The 18,049-nt window shown below is 63.4% G+C and carries 14 protein-coding genes; 6 read left to right on the plus strand and 8 right to left on the minus strand.

Annotated features, from left to right (window positions below; genetic code table 11):
* The first annotated feature begins 61 nt into the window (after positions 1–61).
* Both AHA_RS14985 and AHA_RS14990 read left to right on the plus strand, forming a co-directional pair.
* Positions 62–3,190, plus strand: coding sequence for a CusA/CzcA family heavy metal efflux RND transporter (locus tag AHA_RS14985; protein ID WP_011706761.1), 3,129 nt, complete (start codon positions 62–64; stop codon positions 3,188–3,190).
* A 58-nt stretch (positions 3,191–3,248) separates the two neighbouring features.
* On the plus strand, positions 3,249–3,611 hold the full coding sequence (locus AHA_RS14990; protein ID WP_043166953.1) for a copper-binding protein: 363 nt from the start codon (positions 3,249–3,251) through the stop codon (positions 3,609–3,611).
* Between the two features lie 106 nt (positions 3,612–3,717).
* Here the strand turns inward: AHA_RS14990 and AHA_RS14995 are convergent, their stop codons facing one another.
* From AHA_RS14995 to AHA_RS15005, 3 genes are all read right to left on the minus strand, one after another.
* On the minus strand, positions 3,718–4,506 hold the full coding sequence (locus AHA_RS14995) for a hypothetical protein (protein ID WP_011706763.1): 789 nt from the start codon (positions 4,504–4,506) through the stop codon (positions 3,718–3,720).
* A 227-nt stretch (positions 4,507–4,733) separates the two neighbouring features.
* Complete coding sequence (locus AHA_RS15000) at positions 4,734–6,428, minus strand: pyridoxal phosphate-dependent decarboxylase family protein (protein ID WP_011706764.1); 1,695 nt, start codon at positions 6,426–6,428, stop codon at positions 4,734–4,736.
* Positions 6,429–6,616: 188 nt separating this feature from the next.
* Positions 6,617–7,633: a lipoate--protein ligase A gene (locus AHA_RS15005; protein ID WP_011706765.1), complete on the minus strand. Its 1,017-nt coding sequence runs from the start codon at positions 7,631–7,633 to the stop codon at positions 6,617–6,619.
* Positions 7,634–8,077: 444 nt separating this feature from the next.
* On the opposite strand from AHA_RS15005, the gene AHA_RS15010 reads away from it, so the two are divergent.
* A complete protein-coding gene (locus AHA_RS15010) occupies positions 8,078–10,507 on the plus strand; it encodes a diguanylate cyclase domain-containing protein (RefSeq protein WP_011706766.1) in 2,430 nt (809 codons plus the stop codon).
* A 60-nt stretch (positions 10,508–10,567) separates the two neighbouring features.
* Here the strand turns inward: AHA_RS15010 and AHA_RS15015 are convergent, their stop codons facing one another.
* From AHA_RS15015 to AHA_RS15035, 5 genes are read right to left on the minus strand one after another with little or no spacing between them, the layout of a single operon-like run.
* Positions 10,568–13,777: an efflux RND transporter permease subunit gene (locus AHA_RS15015; protein ID WP_011706767.1), complete on the minus strand. Its 3,210-nt coding sequence runs from the start codon at positions 13,775–13,777 to the stop codon at positions 10,568–10,570.
* Positions 13,770–14,807 carry an efflux RND transporter periplasmic adaptor subunit gene (locus tag AHA_RS15020; protein WP_011706768.1) on the minus strand — a complete coding sequence of 346 codons (1,038 nt, stop codon included), beginning with the start codon at positions 14,805–14,807 and terminating at the stop codon, positions 13,770–13,772. Before AHA_RS15020 ends, AHA_RS15015 begins: the two co-directional genes overlap by 8 nt.
* 36 nt (positions 14,808–14,843) lie before the next feature.
* The gene (locus AHA_RS15025) at positions 14,844–15,290 is read right to left on the minus strand and encodes a YeeE/YedE family protein (RefSeq protein ID WP_045789350.1); all 447 of its coding nucleotides are present in this window, start codon (positions 15,288–15,290) and stop codon (positions 14,844–14,846) included.
* A gap of 13 nt (positions 15,291–15,303) precedes the next feature.
* Positions 15,304–15,717, minus strand: coding sequence for a YeeE/YedE family protein (locus AHA_RS15030; RefSeq protein ID WP_162517969.1), 414 nt, complete (start codon positions 15,715–15,717; stop codon positions 15,304–15,306).
* On the minus strand, positions 15,714–16,031 hold the full coding sequence (locus AHA_RS15035) for an ArsR/SmtB family transcription factor (RefSeq protein WP_011706771.1): 318 nt from the start codon (positions 16,029–16,031) through the stop codon (positions 15,714–15,716). Before AHA_RS15035 ends, AHA_RS15030 begins: the two co-directional genes overlap by 4 nt.
* Positions 16,032–16,118: 87 nt before the next feature.
* On the opposite strand from AHA_RS15035, the gene AHA_RS15040 reads away from it, so the two are divergent.
* From AHA_RS15040 to AHA_RS15050, 3 genes are all read left to right on the plus strand, one after another.
* Positions 16,119–16,304 carry a YgaP family membrane protein gene (locus AHA_RS15040; RefSeq protein ID WP_011706772.1) on the plus strand — a complete coding sequence of 62 codons (186 nt, stop codon included), beginning with the start codon at positions 16,119–16,121 and terminating at the stop codon, positions 16,302–16,304.
* Between the two features lie 417 nt (positions 16,305–16,721).
* Positions 16,722–17,096 carry a hypothetical protein gene (locus AHA_RS15045; protein WP_011706773.1) on the plus strand — a complete coding sequence of 125 codons (375 nt, stop codon included), beginning with the start codon at positions 16,722–16,724 and terminating at the stop codon, positions 17,094–17,096.
* Between the two features lie 203 nt (positions 17,097–17,299).
* Positions 17,300–18,028, plus strand: a complete 729-nt coding sequence (locus AHA_RS15050) for an MgtC/SapB family protein (protein WP_011706774.1) — start codon at positions 17,300–17,302, stop codon at positions 18,026–18,028.
* Positions 18,029–18,049 lie beyond the last annotated feature (21 nt).

The raw sequence follows: 18,049 nt of genomic DNA on the forward strand, positions 1-18,049 counted from the left end.
TTCGCTACCTTGTCGACAAACAGGCTCAGCTCTCTGCACCCAATGAGCAAGGAGCCCAATCATGATCCCGTCGATTATTCGCTGGTCAGTGGGCAACCGCTTTTTGGTGCTGCTGCTCACTGTCATGCTCACCGCCTGGGGGCTCTGGTCGGTCAAACAGACCCCGGTGGACGCCCTGCCGGATCTCTCCGACGTGCAGGTGATCATCAAGACGGCCTATCCGGGCCAGGCACCGCAGGTGGTGGAGGATCAGGTCACCTACCCGCTCACCACCGCCATGCTGGCAGTGCCGGGGGCCACCACGGTGCGCGGCTACTCCTTCTTCGGCGACTCCTTCGTCTATGTGCTGTTTGACGACAACACCGACCTCTACTGGGCCCGCGCCCGGGTGCTGGAGTACCTAAGCCAGGTCGCACCCAACCTGCCTGCCTCCGCCCGCCCCCAGCTCGGCCCCGATGCTACCGGGGTGGGCTGGGTCTACCAGTACGCGCTGGTGGACAGAACTGGCAAGCATGACCTGAGCGAACTCACCTCGCTGCAGAACTGGTTCCTCAAGTACGAGTTGCAGACGGTGGAGGGGGTCTCCGAAGTCGCCACCGTCGGCGGCATGGTGCGCCAGTATCAGGTGCGGGTCGACCCGGACAAGCTGCGCGCCTACGGCATCCCGCTTTCGCTTATCGAAACCGCCATCAAGCAGGGCAATCAGGAGACCGGCGCCTCCGTCATCGAGATGGCGGAAGCGGAGTACATGGTGCGCTCCAACGGCTATCTGAAAAGCGTCGAGGATCTTAAGCAGATCCCGCTCGGTACCACTGTGCGCGGCGCCCCGCTACTGCTGGGTGACGTGGCGGATGTCGTCACCGGGCCCCAGAGCCGGCGCGGCCTGGCCGAGCTCAACGGCGAGGGAGAAGTGGTGGGCGGCATCATCGTCATGCGCTATGGCGAGAATGCCCAGCACACCATCGACGGGGTCAAGGCGCGGCTCGCCCAGCTGAAAAGCAGCCTGCCGGAGGGGGTCCAGGTCGTCACCGTCTACGATCGTTCCGACCTTATCCAGCGCGCCATCGACAACCTCTCCGGCAAGCTGGTGGAGGAGTTCGCGGTGGTGGTGCTGGTCTGCCTCGCCTTCCTGTTCCACCTGCGCTCATCCCTGGTGGTGGTCATCTCCCTCCCTATTGCGATTTTGACCGCCTTTATCGTGATGCACCTGCAGGGGATCAACGCCAACATCATGTCGCTGGGCGGCATCGCCATCGCCATCGGCGCAATGGTGGACGGCGCCATCGTGATGATCGAGAACGTCCACAAGCACATGGAGCGGGAGGCGCTCACCGACAAGAACCGCTGGCGCATCATCACCGAGGCGAGCATAGAAGTGGGCCCCGCCATCTTCTTCTCCCTGCTGATCATCACCATCAGCTTCCTGCCGGTGTTCGCGCTGGAGGCGCAGGAGGGGCGGATGTTCCACCCCCTCGCCTACACCAAGACCTACGCCATGGCGGCGGCAGCCGGGCTCGCCATCACGCTGGTGCCGGTGATCATGGGTTACTTCATCCGTGGCAAGGTGCTGGCGGAGCAGGCCAACCCGCTCAACCGCTGGCTGAGCCAGGGCTATGTGCCGCTGCTCAAGGCCGTGCTGGCCCGTCCGAACACCACCCTGGCCATCGCCGCCGTGGTGACGGTGGCGGGCTTCTGGCCGCTCAAGTACCTGGGCTCCGAGTTTATTCCGCCGCTGGATGAGGGGGACATCATGTACATGCCCACCACTGCGGCCAATATCTCGGTGGGCAAGGCGCGGGAGATTTTGCAGCAGACCGACAAGCTGATTCGTACCGTGCCCGAGGTGCAGAACGTGTTCGGCAAGGCGGGGCGCGCCGAATCGGCCACCGACCCTGCGGATCTGGTGATGATGGAGACCAGCATCCAGCTCAAGCCCCGGGATCAATGGCGCCCCGGCATGACCCCGGAGAAGCTCAAGGAGGAGCTCGACTCCCTCATCCGCTTCCCCGGTCTCACCAACGCCTGGGTGCCCCCCATCAAGACCCGCATCGACATGCTGGCCACCGGCATCAAGACCCCGGTCGGCATCAAGATTGCGGGACCCGATCTCAAGGTGATCCAGCAGCTCGGCCAACAGCTGGAACAGATTGTCGGCAAGGTGGAGGGCGCGTCATCGGTCTACGCCGAGCGGGTGGCCGGTGGCCGTTACGTCAAGGTGGATATCGACCGGCTGAAAGCGGCCCGTTACGGCCTCAACATCGCCGACGTGCAGGCGGTGCTCGCCACCGCGGTGGGCGGCATGGAGGTGGGCCAGACCATCGAGGGGCGCGAGCGTTACCCCATCAACCTGCGCTATCCCCAGAGCTATCGCGATTCGGTGGCGAGCCTCGAGCTGCTGCCGCTGGTGACCCCGAGCGGTGCCCGCATCGCGCTGGCGGATGTGGCGCGGGTCTACATCAGCGACGAGGCGCCCATGCTGCGCAGTGAAAACGCGCGCCTCAACGGCTGGGTCTACGTCGACATTCGTGGCCGTGACATCGGCTCTTTCGTGGCACAGGCCAAGGCCGAGGTAGACAAGCAACTGGTGCTGCCGGCGGGCTACGCCCTCACCTGGTCCGGTCAGTTCGAATACATGGAGCGGGCCAAGGCGCGCCTCGCCTACGTGGTGCCGCTCACGGTCGCCATCATAGTGCTGCTGCTCTATCTGGCGTTTCGCCGCTTCCAGGAGGTGCTGCTCATTCTCACCACCTTGCCGCTGGCGGTGGTGGGCGGGATTTGGACCCTCTGGCTGCTCGACTTCAACCTCTCGGTGGCGGTCGGGGTGGGCTTTATCGCCCTGGCCGGGGTGGCGGTGGAGACCGGCGTCTTGATGCTGGTCTACCTCAACCACGCCTGGGATGACCTCGTGGCCAGCGGCAAGCCGGACAAGGCGGGCCTGCACCGGGCGGTGATCCACGGCGCCGCCCTGCGCCTGCGCCCCAAGATGATGACGGTGGTGACCATCATCGCGGGTCTCTTGCCCATCATGTGGAGCCACGGCACCGGCTCCGAGGTGATGCAGCGCATCGCCGCCCCCATGATTGGCGGCATGGTGAGCGCGCTGGTGCTGACCCTGCTGGTGCTGCCCGCCGCCTACTACCTGTGGCGCAGCCGGCACCTGGGCGCGACCGAGCACCAGCCCGCCGGCTAACCCGGTGGCAGCGCCCTTTTTGACAACCAAGAATCTGAATCAACGACGAGGAAACACCATGAACTACAAGACGCTGACCCTGACCCTGCTGCTTGGCCTTGCCACCCACACCGGCCTGCAGGCCGAGGAGATGATGAACCATGCCGGCCACGACATGGGCCAGATGAGCCAGATGGAAGGCATGAACGAGATGGGCGAGATGGCGATGACCCAGGGGGTCATCAGCCGCATCGACGCGGCCAACGGCAAGGTCGGCATCAAGCACGAGGCGATCGACAACCTCAAGATGCCCGCCATGACCATGGTCTTTCGGGTGGCCGACCCGGCCCTGCTCAAAGATCTGAAAGTGGGAGATGCGGTGCGCTTTCACGCCGAGAACCCGGCCGGCAAGCTCACCGTGACCGCCATCCAGAAACAGTAAGCGGAGTCATTTCAATAAAAGACGGCGGGATCATCCCGCCGTTTTCTTTTACTGCGCTATCTACTGCACCATCCGCTACTGCTGCACCATCCGCCGAGCGGCCTCCTCAGCCGTTCGGATAAGCCTGAGCGATATTCGCCTGAGCTATCCCGAGCAACTGAACAGACATGTCCTGCAATACATAGAGGTCGCGGCGACGGGTCCAGGGTTGATCGGATTGCTCGTCATACCAGACGGGCAGTTCGATCCCCTCCGGGGCATGGCTCGTCACCTTGCGGGCACGGCAGGTGATGATGCAGCGTTTGACGTGGTCGCGGTGACCGATGACGGCCGCCGTGCCGAGGGAGGCGGCCTCTCCACCGGCATAATCCCTGACGATGGCCTCCACCACCCCGTCCGTGCTGAGGTAGACCAGCTTGCCCTCATCATCCCAGTAAGGCTCGATGGAGATGACATCACGGGCCGGGATATCGGGATAGCGGGCCGAGTCGAGGAAGCGGGCGATCTCCCACTGCACGTACATGGGCACCGGCTTTTGCCGATAGACGGCCGCGCAGCAGGCGGCCAGCGCCTCGTTCATGGGGCCGGGCTCGGCCAGTTCATCCGGGTTGCCAGAGGCATTGGGACGATTGCCGAAGGCAAAGGCGATGACGCAGTGGGCCTGGTCGATGGCGACCCGGGACGGGGTCATGTTGAAGCAGGCCTCCTCGATGAAGGGGGCCAGCTGGCGGGCCGTCTGCTCGTCGTGCAGCTCGGCGCTCAGCCGGTCGGTCAGGGTGGTGCGAAAATCCGCCGCACTCCCCTGGCTGTCATTGCTGCTGTTGCAGCCGGCGAGGGTGGCGACCAGGGGGGTACTCAACAGCCCCAGGGTGACTCTGCGTCTGTGCTTGTCCATTACGACTCCTTTGTTGATGTCCACGGCTGAAAATCAACCCGTTGGAGTCCATACCGTACGGAAAAAACAGGGGGATAAAAGTCAGAAAGGGAGGCAGAGGGGAGGAACGTGCAGCGCCTCACACTTCCCGGGCAATTCGCAAGCAAGCCCTTTTGATTCAATTGCTTGGCGTATAAAAGAGCAGGGCGCAGGAGGAAACCCGCCTGCGCCCTGTCACTGCCGCACCATCAGCCGCGGATATGGTCGATAAAGGCGTCGATCTGTTCACGGCCGCAGGCCGGGTTCATGAAGACCGCCTTCTCCCCGGCGATGTAGGAGTACTTGCCGCGGGCGTCATAGTCGGAGTGAGCGATGGCCTCCACCCAGTTGGTGTAGAGCCCCACCTTGCCGCGCCCGGTAAACAGGCTGCGGTGGTAGTCGGTGTTGCGCTGCAAGCGCGCCTTGTAGGCCGCATCCGGGCTGCGCGCCAGCTCGAAGGCGAACTCGGCGTCGGGGTCCTGCACCCACTCGGGGTTGTAGATCTTGAAGCCCACGCTCGGCCCCTGGTTCTCTTGGGCCACCAGCTTGACGTTGCCGAGCTGGCTTAACCGGAAGCGAAAGTAGTTGGCGTTTTGCAGGCAGTGGGCCAGCACGGTGCGATAACCCTCCACCCCCAGGTAGTTGAGCGCCGCATAGGCACCGAACAGGCCGCTCGCCCCGCGAGAGCACTCGATGGTGGACTGCAGGTGGGTCTGACCCTGAATGTCCCGCTCAAAGTAGGAGAAGTTCTCTGGGTCGTTCTCCATCGCCTTGAGGTCATCCTGCTCCTTGATCATCACCAAGCTGGAGGTGTAGGGCACATAGCCCCACTTCTGGAAGTCGACGGTGAAGGAGTCGGCGTATTTGAGCTCGGCGAAGCGACTCACGTTGCGCTCGATCCCCGCCAGGGTAGCGCTGTTGATGGCGAGCGGGTTGGCGGCAAAGTCGTAATCCAGGAAGAAGATCATCGACCAGCCGATGGCGGCATCCACGTGGATGTGCGGCTTGACTGCCACCTCGAACCGCTCGCAGAGCCGATCCCGCAGCTCGACCACGGGTTTCACCTGGTCCACCCCGAAGGTATCGGTGGTGCCCATGGTGAGCATGATGGTGGGTACCACGTGTTTCAGAGCGAAACAGGCGGTCAGGGTACGCTCCAGGTGGTCGAGATCGATGTCGTTGTTCTCGCCGACCTGGATGCGGATGGTCTTGTTCTCGATGTCGACCCCGAGCAGGGAGAGGTTGGTGATGTTGGAGTAGTGGCCGCCCTGGGAGTTGATGATGCGGTAGTCCTGATAGTGACCGAGCCCCTTGTGCTTGGCCTCCGGCAGGCTCTTGCGGATGCCGAGCAGGTAGCCATAGAGGTTACAAAACGTCCCCCCCTGGGTGAAGATGCCGGTGGCGCGAGCCGGGTCGTAACCCGCCAGCAGCGCTATCTGGCGCACCACCTTCTTCTCCAGCTCCTCGGCCACCCCGGCATACTCGGAGTAGACCAGGTTGGGGTTGGCGAGGATCCCCATCTGGGCGCCGTAGATGGCGGGATCCGCCGACATGGTGATGACGTTCTCGACGCTGGAGGGGTTCTCCCAGTCTTTGGACAGGGCGCCGGCAAACAGCAGCTCGGCCATGGGCTCGCCCGGGGTGCGCATGGTGGCCGGCACCGGCATGGTCTCGCACAAGTCGGCGAGGCGGGCGCGACCATCGGGCCAGGCATTGAGCCGCGCCGCCGGGGCCAGGCCACGGGCGCGGAACTCGTTGAGGGTGGCAAAACCGGGTTCACGAAAGACCGGCCAGAGATCGGGGTTGCGCGAGAAGAAGTTGGCTTTGACTGTGGCAAAACGACGTTCGAATTCGGGGTGGATGGCGTTGACGCCTTCATCTTTCAAATAGACCAAGTCACTCATTTTTATACCATTAGTACAGCAAATGTGCAGTCCTTATACCCCCGGGTCGCCGTTTGAAACAGCGACAATATCTAATGGCCTCCCCTACTTTTTGTCATGCATGAGGGCGGACGGCGGCTGGCAAAAAGGCGCCTTTCGGGCGCCTCTTTTGATTTTGTGATCCACCCGCCCCATCGGCGAGAAAAACGTCAGCGCAGCGCCGCCAGCAACCAGCGAGAGAGCTCCTCCAGCTCAGCCTCGCGGGCCGCAAACTCGCTGCGCCACTGGCGCAGCAGGTCGTAGAGGGCATCGGCGCGGTAGGCCGTGCCGGGCAGCCGCGCGGCCAGCGCATCGAGCGGCGCCGGATCCAGGCTGTCGCTGAAGATCTGCGCCCGCCCGATCACCCCCTTCTCCACGTCGAAGTGCAGCTCCACCCCGCCCCAGCCGAAGCGCTCGTCCAGCTGATGGCTGAAGGCAGGCGCATGGCCGAAGTTCCACTCCCAGCTGCGCTGGCGGGCGAAGGTCTCGGCAAAGCCGGGCAAGTCGGGCATCTGCTCAGGGGAGATATGCTCGGGCTGCACCCGCTCGCCGTAGTGGCTGAAGAAGGCCTCCTGCAGCGCCTCGCTCACCTGTGGGTGATCGATGCCCGGCAGCAGCTCGCAGAGATTGGCCACCCGGCTGCGCACCGAGCTGATGCCCTTGGCCGCCAGCTTCTTGGGGTCGGGATTGAGGTAGTTGGCGAGCCGGCCGAGGTCGGCGTCCAGCAGCAGGGTGCCGTGGTGAAAGCCGCGATCATGGGTCTCCCGATAGGCCGAGCCCGACACCTTGCGCTCCCCGTCCGGGGTCGCCACCAGCAGATCGTTGCGTCCGGAGGCGAAGGCCTCGACCCCGAGCCGCGTGAGCGCGTCCAGCACGATGGCGGTGGAGACGCTCTTGTCATACTCCGGCTTGCCCGCCATGAAGGTGAAGCAGCTGTTGCCAAGGTCGTGAAACACGGCGCCGCCGCCGCTGCTGCGCCTGGCCAGCGTCACCCCGTCCTCCTCCATGCGGCGGGTATTGCACTCCTTCCAGGGATTCTGGGCCCGGCCGATCACCACGGTATTGGCGTTGCGCCACAGGAACAGCACCCGCTGGTTCGGATCCATCTGACGGAAGATGCACTCCTCCACCGCCAGGTTGAACAGGGGGTCGTGAGAGTCGGACAGCAACAGACGCAATCGGGACATGAGAAGGCCTCATCGGGATGGAAGAGTCGCTATCATAACACCGGGGTCGACAGGATCCGGCCCCCTTCTGCCTGTTTCGGCTCGTTACTGACTGATAACGCAACAAATGAAAGATCGACACAATCTGACAGCAACATAAATGTATCCGTTGATACGGCGACACAGGCTGACGCATTGCGCTGAAAATTAAGTAATCACTCACTGATATTGAGGTAAATGGCTGGCAAATACGATTAAAATGCGACCGTTTTTATTGGTCATATGGCTCCGTAATTATTCGCATAATTGCCAAAAATACCGAGCATGAAAGCCAAATGTGATGAGTGACACAGAAATCTTTTTTTCTGTTACGCATCCCCCATTCCAGCGCCCTTTCGCCCCCTTGCGGGCAACAAGGAATTGTTTGACTCTAGGACTGACCCCCGTCTCCCGAGAGGAATGAGTATGAGTGTCGTAAATTCCTCCCTTCATCGCCTGCTCCGGTATCTGCCCATGCTTGGTTCAGCGATGTTTTGCACCCTTTTCTCCCTGCCATCCAAGGCGGTGGACAAGATAGTGGTGCAACTGCCCTGGCAACATCAGTTCCAGTTTGCCGGTTATTACGCGGCCCAGGCCAGAGGCTTCTATCGAGATGCCGGGCTGGATGTCACCTTGCGACCCGCCGTCACCGGCACCAATGTGGTCAACGAGGTGATGTCGGGCAATGCCCAGTACGGGGTCAGCGGCAGCGATCTGCTGCTGGCGCGTGCCAATGGCCAGCAGGTCGTGGTGCTGGCCTCCATGCTGCAGCATTCCCCGCTGGTGCTGCTCACCCTGGAGCGGCCCGACATTCGTCAACCGGCGGATCTGGCGGGCAAACGGCTGATGCTGGAGCCCGGCTCCCAGGAGCTGCAGATCTACCTCAATCGTCATGCCCCGCCGGGCAGCTGGAGCAAGCTGCCTTATGAACAGGGGCTGAAGGCGCTGCTCGCCGGCCAGGTAGACGCCATCAGTGCCTACAGCACCACCGAGCCCTTCTATCTGGCCCGGATGGGGATCCCCTATCGGGTGTTCTCCCCCCGCAGCATCGACTTCGATTTCTACGGTGACAACCTGTTCACCTCGGAGCGCGAGCTGAACAACCGGCCGGAGCGGGTCTACGCCTTCCAGCAGGCGAGCCTCAAGGGGTGGCGCTATGCCATGGAAAACCCGGCCGAGATGATCAACTGGATCATGGAGCAGTACCCGAGCGGTTATGGCCGCGAGCAACTGGAGTTCGAAGCCAGTGCCACCCGGGAGCTGATGCAGCCAGATCTGGTCGAGCCCGGCTACATGCAGCCGGAGCGCTGGCAGCAGATCGCCAGAAGCTACCTCGAGGCCGGCCTGCTCTCGGCCCTGCCAGACCTCGAGCACTTCCTCTACAACCCGGATCGGGAGCGGATCCGCCAGCAGCGCCAACTGCTCGACAAGAGCGTGGCGGTGGCCATGCTGGTGACCTTCTCCCTGCTGACCCTGCTCGGCATCTTCTGCTACCTCTACCTGCGCCTGCGCCAGGAGGCGCGCTACCGCCAGCGACTCACCCGCGAGCTGGCCCAGAGCGAGCAGCACTACCGCTTCGTGGCGGAGAACAGCGCCGACGTTATCTGGACCATGGACACCGCCACCCTGCGCTTTCGCTACGTCAGCCCGGCCATCCTGCCCCTCAGCGGTTACGAGGCGATCGACGTGCTGACCCTCCCCATCAGGCAGCTTATTCCGGAGACATCCAGAAAGCAGCTGCGCGCCGAGCTGAGCGGTTCCCTCGCCGCCTGGCAACGCGGCGACCACGAGCAGACCCGCTGCGTCATTCGTACCCAGCTGCGTCACAAAGAGGGACATCTGGTGGCCACCGAAACCATCACTACCCTGCACGGCAACGAGCAGGGGGAGCCGGAGGCGATTCTGGGGGTGACCCGTGACATCACGGAGCGGGCCGCCCGCGAGGAGATGATGCGCCGGCTCGCCTTCTACGATCCCCTCACCAACCTGCCCAACCGCCGACTGCTGCAGCAACGGTTGAAGGAGGCCATGGAGAGCGAAGCGCAGCTGGCCCTGCTGTTCATCGATCTCGATCACTTCAAGCCGATCAACGACACCTTCGGCCACGAGACCGGCGACGTACTGCTCAACATGGTGGCGGAACGGATGCGCCACTGCGTGCGGGAGCGGGATCTGGTGGCACGGCTGGGAGGGGACGAATTCGTGATCCTGCTGCCCGACACCGGGGACGAGGCGCTGGCGGTGGCCGACCATCTGCACCAGAGCCTGCGCCATCCGTTTCGCATCGACGAGGAGCAGGAGCTGCGCATCTCCAGCAGCATAGGGGTGGCGCTCTATCCGGAGCACGGCACCGACCCCAAGACCCTGATGCACCACGCCGATCAGGCCATGTACCAGGCCAAGGGCAGAGGGCGGGGCCGAGTCTGTCTGTTCACCGCCGGGCTGGATCCGGAGCAGGGCTCGCTGGTGTGGCAGAGCAGCCACGAATGCGGCCATCCCCGCATCGATGCCGAGCATCGTCAGCTGTTCGTACTGACCAACCGGCTGCTGGAACACATGAAGGATCACCAGGAGCACCCGGCCCTGTTCCTGGAGTGCATGGAGAGCCTGTTCGACGTGGCCCGCCACCACTTCGCCTTTGAAGAGCAGATGCTGGCCGAACTCGGCTATCCGGAGCTGGCCGGCCACCAGCAAGACCACCAGCTGTTGCTGCAAAAAGCCAGCCAGCTGATGACCGCCGCCAGGGCGGGCACCCTGGGCAACGACGAGTTGCTCAACTTCATCATTCAGGAGCTGGTCGTCGGCCACATGAGCCAGGCCGACCGGCGCTACTTCCCGCTGATGAAAGGACGCTGACCCAGCGCCCCAGCCACCTGAACGTGTGAAGCGAGAAGGGCCACCGAAGTGGCCCTTCTGTCATTGTGCGCCCGACTGGTCTGCCGCAATCGCGCCCCCAGGGCGCGACATCAGGCTGTAGTAGAGCAGCGGGATCACCACCAGGGTGAGCAGGGTGGAGACCAGGATCCCGAAAATCAGGCTGATGGCCAGCCCGTTGAAGATGGGATCATCGAGGATGAACAGGGCCCCGATCATCGCCGCCAGCGCCGTCAGCAGGATGGGTTTGGCCCGTACCTGCGCCGCTTCGATCACCGCCTGCTCGAACGCCATCCCGGCGCTGCGCTGCTGTTCGATAAAGTCCACCAGCAGGATGCTGTTGCGCACTATGATCCCGGCCAGCGCGATCATCCCGATCATCGAGGTGGCGGTAAACTGGGCCCCCAGCAGGGCGTGGCCCGGCATCACCCCGATAAGGGTGAGCGGAATGGGCGCCATGATGATGAGCGGCACCAGATAGGAGCGAAACTGGGCCACCACCAGCAGATAGATGAGGATCATCCCCACCCCGTAGGCTAGCCCCATGTCGCGGAAGGTCTCGTAGGTAATCTTCCACTCCCCGTCCCACAACAGCGCCACCTCTCCCAGCTTGTCGGGCTGCTGTACGTAATACTGGGGCAGCTCGATGTCGGCACCGGCGGCAAACATGCCGTAGAGCGGGCTGTCGGTATGGCCACCCATATCGGCCACCACCATCACCATGGGTTGCATGTTCTTGTGCATGATATAGCTGGGGGCCACCTCATCACGGCGACTCACCAGCTCGGAGACCCGCACCAGCTGGCCGCTCTGGCTGCGCACCTTGAGGGCCAGTACGCCCGCCAGATCCCGTTTGTCACCGGGAGCCAGTTCGATGCGGATCGGCACCGGATACTTGGCGCCATGCCCCTGCAGCCAGCTGGCATCCTGATAACCCACCCCGCCATTGAGGGTGTTCACCAGATCGTCGAGATCGACCCCGAGCAGGGCCGCCTTGCTGCGATCCACCACCAGCCGCCACTTGGGCTGCGGGTCGGTCAGATAGATGTCGACATCCACCAGATCCGCCGTGGCCACAAAGCGGGCCTGTACGGCGCGCGCGGCCGCTTCGCGGGTGGCCTGAGTCGGGCCATAGATTTCAGCGACGATGGGTGACCAGACCGGTGGGCCGGGCGGCACCTCAACAACTTTCAGGTTGCCACCCACCGCACTGGCAATGGCCTGCAGCGGTGCCCGCACCGACTGGGCAATCTGGTGACTACTGCGATCCCGTTCATGCTTGTCCACCAGATTGACCTGAATATCCCCCACGTTGGCACCGCTGCGAATGAAGTAGTGGCGCACCAGCCCGTTGAAGTTGATGGGGGCGGCGATGCCGGCGTAGATCTGGTAATCCTTCACCTCGGGCACCTTGGCAAGCTCCCGCCCGACCGCCAGCAGGGTGCGCTCGGTCTGTTCCAGCGTCGCCCCCTCCGGCATGTCGAGCACCAGCTGGAATTCCGACTTGTTGTCGAAGGGGAGCATTTTGAGCACTACCCACTGCACCATAGGCATGGCGGCGGCACCCGCTACCAGCAGCAGGATGGCCAGCCAGAGCTTGCTCCTGGCCCTCCTAGCGCCAGCGCCAATCAGAAAAGGGGTCATCAGCCGCTGGAAGAGGCCGGCCTTGGCCTCACCGTGGGTACCGTGCACCTCATCCTTGAGCAAATGGCTCGCCAGCCAGGGTGAGAAGATAAAGGCCACCAGCAGGGAGATCAGCATCCCCATGCTGGCATTGATGGGGATGGGGCTCATGTAGGGGCCCATCAGACCGCTGACAAAGGCCATCGGCAGCAGGGCCGCGATCACGGTCAGGGTCGCCAGTATGGTCGGCCCCCCCACCTCGTCCACCGCCCCCGGAATGAGATCCTTTAGCACCCCCTTGCCCAAACCGCGATGGCGGTGGATGTTCTCCACCACCACGATGGCGTCATCCACCAGAATGCCGATGGAGAAGATCAGCGCAAACAGCGACACCCGGTTGAGGGTAAAGCCCCAGGCCCAGCTGGCAAACAGGGTCAGCGCCAGGGTGATGACGATGGCCACACCCACCACCAGCGCCTCGCGCCAGCCCATGCTCACCAGCACCAGCAGCACCACCGCCGTGGTGGCAAAAATCAGCTTGCCGATGAGGGTATTGGATTTGGTCTCGGCGGTGACGCCGTAGTCACGGGTCACCGTCACCTCGACGCCGGCCGGGATGAGTCGATTCTTGAGGCTCTCGACCCGCGCTTCCACCCGCTTGGCCACCTCGACCGCGTTCTGGCCCGGCTGCTTGCCGATGGCCAGCGTCACCGCCGGATAGCTGCGATCCCCTTGCCCCATCCAGCTGCGCTGCACCGGGGTCTCCTCCCCGAGCGACACGCTAGCCACATCACCGAGGTAAACCGGCTTGCCGCCCTGCAACCCCACCACCAGCTCGCGGGCCTCCTGCTCACTTTGCAGGAACTGCCCCACCTGCACCTTAATCTCACTGTTGTCCTGCTCGATGGCCTGTGTCGTTCCTACCTGATTGGCGGCGGCAAGCCGCTGGTTCAGCTCGCTCCAGCTGATGCCATGGGCGCTGAGAGCAGCCGGATCCGGCATCACCCGTAGCACGGCACGCTGGCTTCCCAAGCTGTAGATATCGCGGGTGCCGGGCAGTCGTTTGAGCTCGGTCTCCAGCTCATGGGCAACCCGGGTCAGCTCGGCAGAGCCCAGTTGCTTGCTCCCCTCTTTGCTCCAATCTTTGCTCCATAAGGTCAGACTGACGATGGGGACATCGTCGATCCCCCGGGGTTTTACCAGTGGCTGACCGACCCCCAGTCCCTGCGGCAACCAGTCGCGATTGGAGTCGAGCTGGTTGTTGAGATCGACGATGGCCTGTTCGCGGCTCACCCCTACCTTGAACACCACCACCAGCAGAGCGCCATCGGGGCGAGAGAACGAGTAGAGGGTATCGACCCCCTTGATCTGGGAGACCACCTGCTCGGCAGGGGTGGTGACGAGAGACTCCACCTCTGCCGGGGTGGCGCCCGGAAAGGGGATATAGACATCGGCGAAGGTGACATCGATCTGCGGCTCCTCCTCCTTGGGGGTCACCAGCACTGCAAACAGGCCGAGCAACAGCCCCACCAGCGCCAGCAGCGGAGTGATGGCCGAGCCCTGAAACAGTGCCGCCAGCCGACCGGCAGGCCCCAGCCTCTCCTTGTTGCCGTTCAGCTCGTTACTCATGGGCCACCGCCTGCTGGCGTGCCCAGCCATCCGCCGCGACCTGATCGCCGCTCTGGACGCCCGCCAGGATGTCACACTGCGCCCCCTGACAGTGACCCACCCGCACCGGCGTCAGCGCCCAGCCATCCCCCTGTTTGAGGTAGAGACCGCTGAACTCCCCCTGCCTGAGCAGGGCCTGCTCCGGTACTTGCAGCAGCTGACGTTCGCCCTGTTTGAGCTGCACCTTGAGCCACATGCCGGGCAGCACCCCCGCGGTTTGCGGCGGCAAGTCGAGGCGCAACCTGAAGGCGTGGCTCTGGCTGTCGGCATAGTTGAAGCGGGTCAGTTTGAGGGGGGTAACGGTGTTGCCATCGGGCAGCAGTACCTGCACATCCGCTGGCTGACTGGCAAGGGCAAGCGCAGATTGGGGCAGATCTACCTCCACCCGCAGCGCATCAAGAGAGAAGCCGGAGAGCAGCGGCGTACCGGGAGCTACCGTCTCCCCCAGCTCCACCAGCCGCTTGGTCACCACTCCGGCGTAAGGAGCCAGAATGCGGGTATAGCCGTAGGCCTCGCGAGCCTGAGTGAGGGCCGCATCGGCGGCGTTCACCTCGGCGCGGGCGGCCCGGTCAGTCGCCTGGGCACTGTCGAGCTGGGCGCGGGTGATCACCCCTTTGGCGATCAGTGCCTGAAAGCGGGCGAGTTGGCGCTCGGCTTCCACCTGCTGGGCCTGTGCCCGGGCCAATCGCGCCTGGGCACCCGTGACGGCGGCAAACTGCTCCTTGCCGCTGATCTCCAGCAGGGGTTGCCCGGCCACCACCTGATCGTTCACATCCACCAGCATGCGGGAGACCCGGCCGCTGGTCTGGGCCGCCACCGTCCCCTGATGGATGGCAGTGACTGTGCCATCCAGGGTGAGCCAGTCGGTCACCTGACGAGGGGCAAGGGTCAGGGTTGCATCACCATTCACCTCGGCAGACGATGTTATCGGAGAGACAAGAGCGGAGACCACGACCAGCATGGTGGCCCCCAGCACGCGGATCTGTTCCATGATATTCCTCCTTCCCCGACACCAGGGGCAATCCGTTCAGGCCGAGCGGGGGTGGCAGCGCTTCTCCCGCACCTTCACCCAAACCCGATCAACAAGCAAAATCCCGGCCACCATGGCGGCGACAAACAACAGTACCATGGGCTGGCCGCTGGAAATGAGACTCAAGCCTGGCCCCGGGCAGATCCCCGCCAACCCCCAGCCAATGCCGAACAGGGCAGAGCCCCCGATGAGGCGGCGGTCCAGTTTGGGGGCCGGCACGCTGGCCATGGGTTCCCCCAGCAAACTGCGCTTGAGCGGTTTGACCAGCAGGAAGTAACCCGGCATGAACGCCAGCAGTGCCCCGCCCATCACGAACGCCAGGCTGGGATCCCAGTGACCCGCCAGGTCGAGAAACCCGATGACCCGGGCCGGATCTATCATGCCGGAGATGGCAAGACCCAGACCAAACAGCAGACCCGCAAGCAAACTTGTCAACAATGCCATGATGATCAACCTGTTATAAAACGTGGTGGGTGAGAAAGACGGTGATGAAGCCGGCCGCCATAAAGGTGAGAGTGGCGACGATGGAGCGCAGGGAGAGCCGCCCCATGCCGCAGATGCCGTGGCCGCTGGTGCAGCCATTGCCAAGGCGGGTGCCGATGCCGACCAGCAGCCCGGCCAGCAGCACCAGTGGCCAACCTGGCAGGGTGCTGAATGCGGGCATGCTGGCCCACCCCAGGCTCAGCGCCAGCCAGGCCCCCGCCCCCAGTCCCAGCAAGAAGAGCAGTCGCCAGGGTGCCCTGTGTTGCAGCGCACCGGCCAGAATGCCGCTGATCCCGGCCACCCGGCCGTTGAACAGCATCAGAATGAGGGCCGCGAGCCCCACCAGCATGCCGCCGCCCAGAGAGAGCAGCCATTGGCTTTCCATCATCGAGATTCCTTATTTTCTGAGTGACAAAAATGGGTTTGCAGCGCCGCCAGCACATCGACGGCCGCCTCGCTCACCAGCGAGTAGTAGATCTGCTGGGAGACCTTGCGCGAGCGGATAAGGCCCTGGCGCTTCAATACCGACAGTTGCTGGGAGAAGGCCGACTGGCCGAGCTGACTGTGAGCCAGCAATTCCCCAACCCCCTTTTCCCCCTCCACCAGCTGGCAGAGCACCAGCAGCCGCTCAGGATGAGCCAGCGCCTTGAGCAGGGAGGCGGCGGCTGTCGCGTGTCTGTTCATCTCGTCGAATTGGCTCATGGCAGTAAATTAGCAATTGCTGATATTTGGTTCTATTGTATAAAGTGACACTAAATTAGCAATACCTAAATTAACTAGGAGAAGGTCATGACGGTAGATAACGGAGTCAGAGTCGTCGCGGGCTGCATGTTGCTGCTCTCGCTGCTGCTCACCACCTGGGTACACCCGGGGTTTGTCTGGCTGAGCGTCTTTGTCGGGGTCAACCTGATCCAGAGCGCCTTCACCGGTTTCTGTCCGGCCGCGATGCTCCTCAAGCGGCTGGGGATGAAATAGCGTGACGAGTGACGATGGGGGAGAGCAGAAGGTGGAACGAGGGCGGTGAGGGTGCTCACCGCCCTTTCATCGTCCTGGCGGTAGCCAGCCGGCCCCGATTATTGACAAACTTGTATCTAAATGTTGCTGAAAGGGTGATGAGGCTTTACCTCACCGCTCTGGATGAGTACCATCAGGCCGTCAATCAACAGCGGAGACCATCAGTGGGCAACTCATCAAGTGACAGTTGTAGACCGACCCTCGTCGTCGGTACCCGGGTCGCGAGCTAGCCGCAGGTCTTCCTCTGCCGCATGCTCGCAGCCCTGCGAGAAGCGGAAATCCACTCCCCTCTTCTCTTTTTTACACTTGACGTCAGGTGACCTGGCTTTGCCATGACACCTTGCCTGCATAGTTTCTGCTTCCCACAAGGAGGCTGCTATGCGTTTTATTTCAACTCTGTCCGTATCCAACCGGACTCACCCCCTGCTGAGCAGGCTGGGCCGCGGCTTGCTGCCGCTCTGGCTGCGTGGTAAACCGCGCCAGCACCACTACCGGCTGCAGATCCGTTGCGAGGATCGGGCCGACATGGAGCAGGTGCTGGATCTGGTGAACCACACCCTGCAACCGGCGGGCCTGCAACCCCTGCAGTCCCTGCGACCCGGTCGCAGCGGCGGGCGGGAGCTGGTGCTCAACCTGCACTGCACCCCGCCCCAGCGTCGCTATCTGGTGCAGTTCGTGCATCAGGTGGGGGTCCATCACCCGGTTCGCTGGGAGCTGCATCCCCGCCGCGACCCCGAACTCGTGCTCAATTGATCGTGCACGACTGATATCCGGGGCCAGCCATGCTGGCCCCTTTCAATCCGTTTCACCGCCCTGCCCGCCATCCTGGATGGACGGGCCGGGCGCCTCGTGCGTGTTTCTCGTCAATTCATGGCCTGCACGCACGGGGCCGTTGGCGGGGGTACCGTCCCCTCGCCCGCCTTCAGAAAGGCCATCTGCAACAGAAGGAGTACGCCATGAGAATGTGGCAGCAATTCGACATGATCTCTCTGCTCGACACCCTGGCCAGCCTGCTGCTGGCCTTCGTGCTGGGCAGCCTGGTGGGGCTGGAGCGCCAGTATCGCCAGCGCACCGCGGGCCTGCGCACCAACGTGCTGGTGGCGGTGGGCGCGGCCCTGTTCGTCAACCTGGCCCAGCGCATCTATGACCTGCACGGCGGCACCTATGGTGTGGTGCACGTGGTGGCCTACATCGTCTCCGGTATCGGCTTTCTCGGCGCCGGCGTCATCATGCGTGAATCCGGCAACATCCGCGGCATCAACACCGCAGCCACCCTGTGGGGCGTGGCGGCGGTTGGCGCCGCCAGCGGGGCCGGGCTGGCCATGGAGGCGATCCTCGGCGCCCTGTTCGTGCTGGCCGCCAACACCCTGCTGCGCCCGCTGGTCAACCAGATCAACCGCCGTCCGGTGGACAACACCGACACCGAGGTGACCTACCGGGTGACCGCCCTCACCCAGCGCGAGCACCAGAAGGAGGTGCTGCACTGGCTGGAAGAGATGCTGGAGCAGGCCAACTACCCGTTGAGCGAGCTCGACATCGAGCCCTTCGGCGAGCGGGATCTGGAAATTTCCGCGGTGCTGCTGGCCACCTCCATCGATGGCGACGAGCTCGACGCCCTGATGGTGAAGCTCGGCATCCACCCCCACATCAAGCAGGTGTTCTGGCGCGCCAGTACCACCGACTGACACCAGACTCCGCCATTGAAA

This window comes from Aeromonas hydrophila subsp. hydrophila ATCC 7966, from assembly GCF_000014805.1.
Classification (GTDB): Bacteria; Pseudomonadota; Gammaproteobacteria; order Enterobacterales; family Aeromonadaceae; genus Aeromonas; species Aeromonas hydrophila.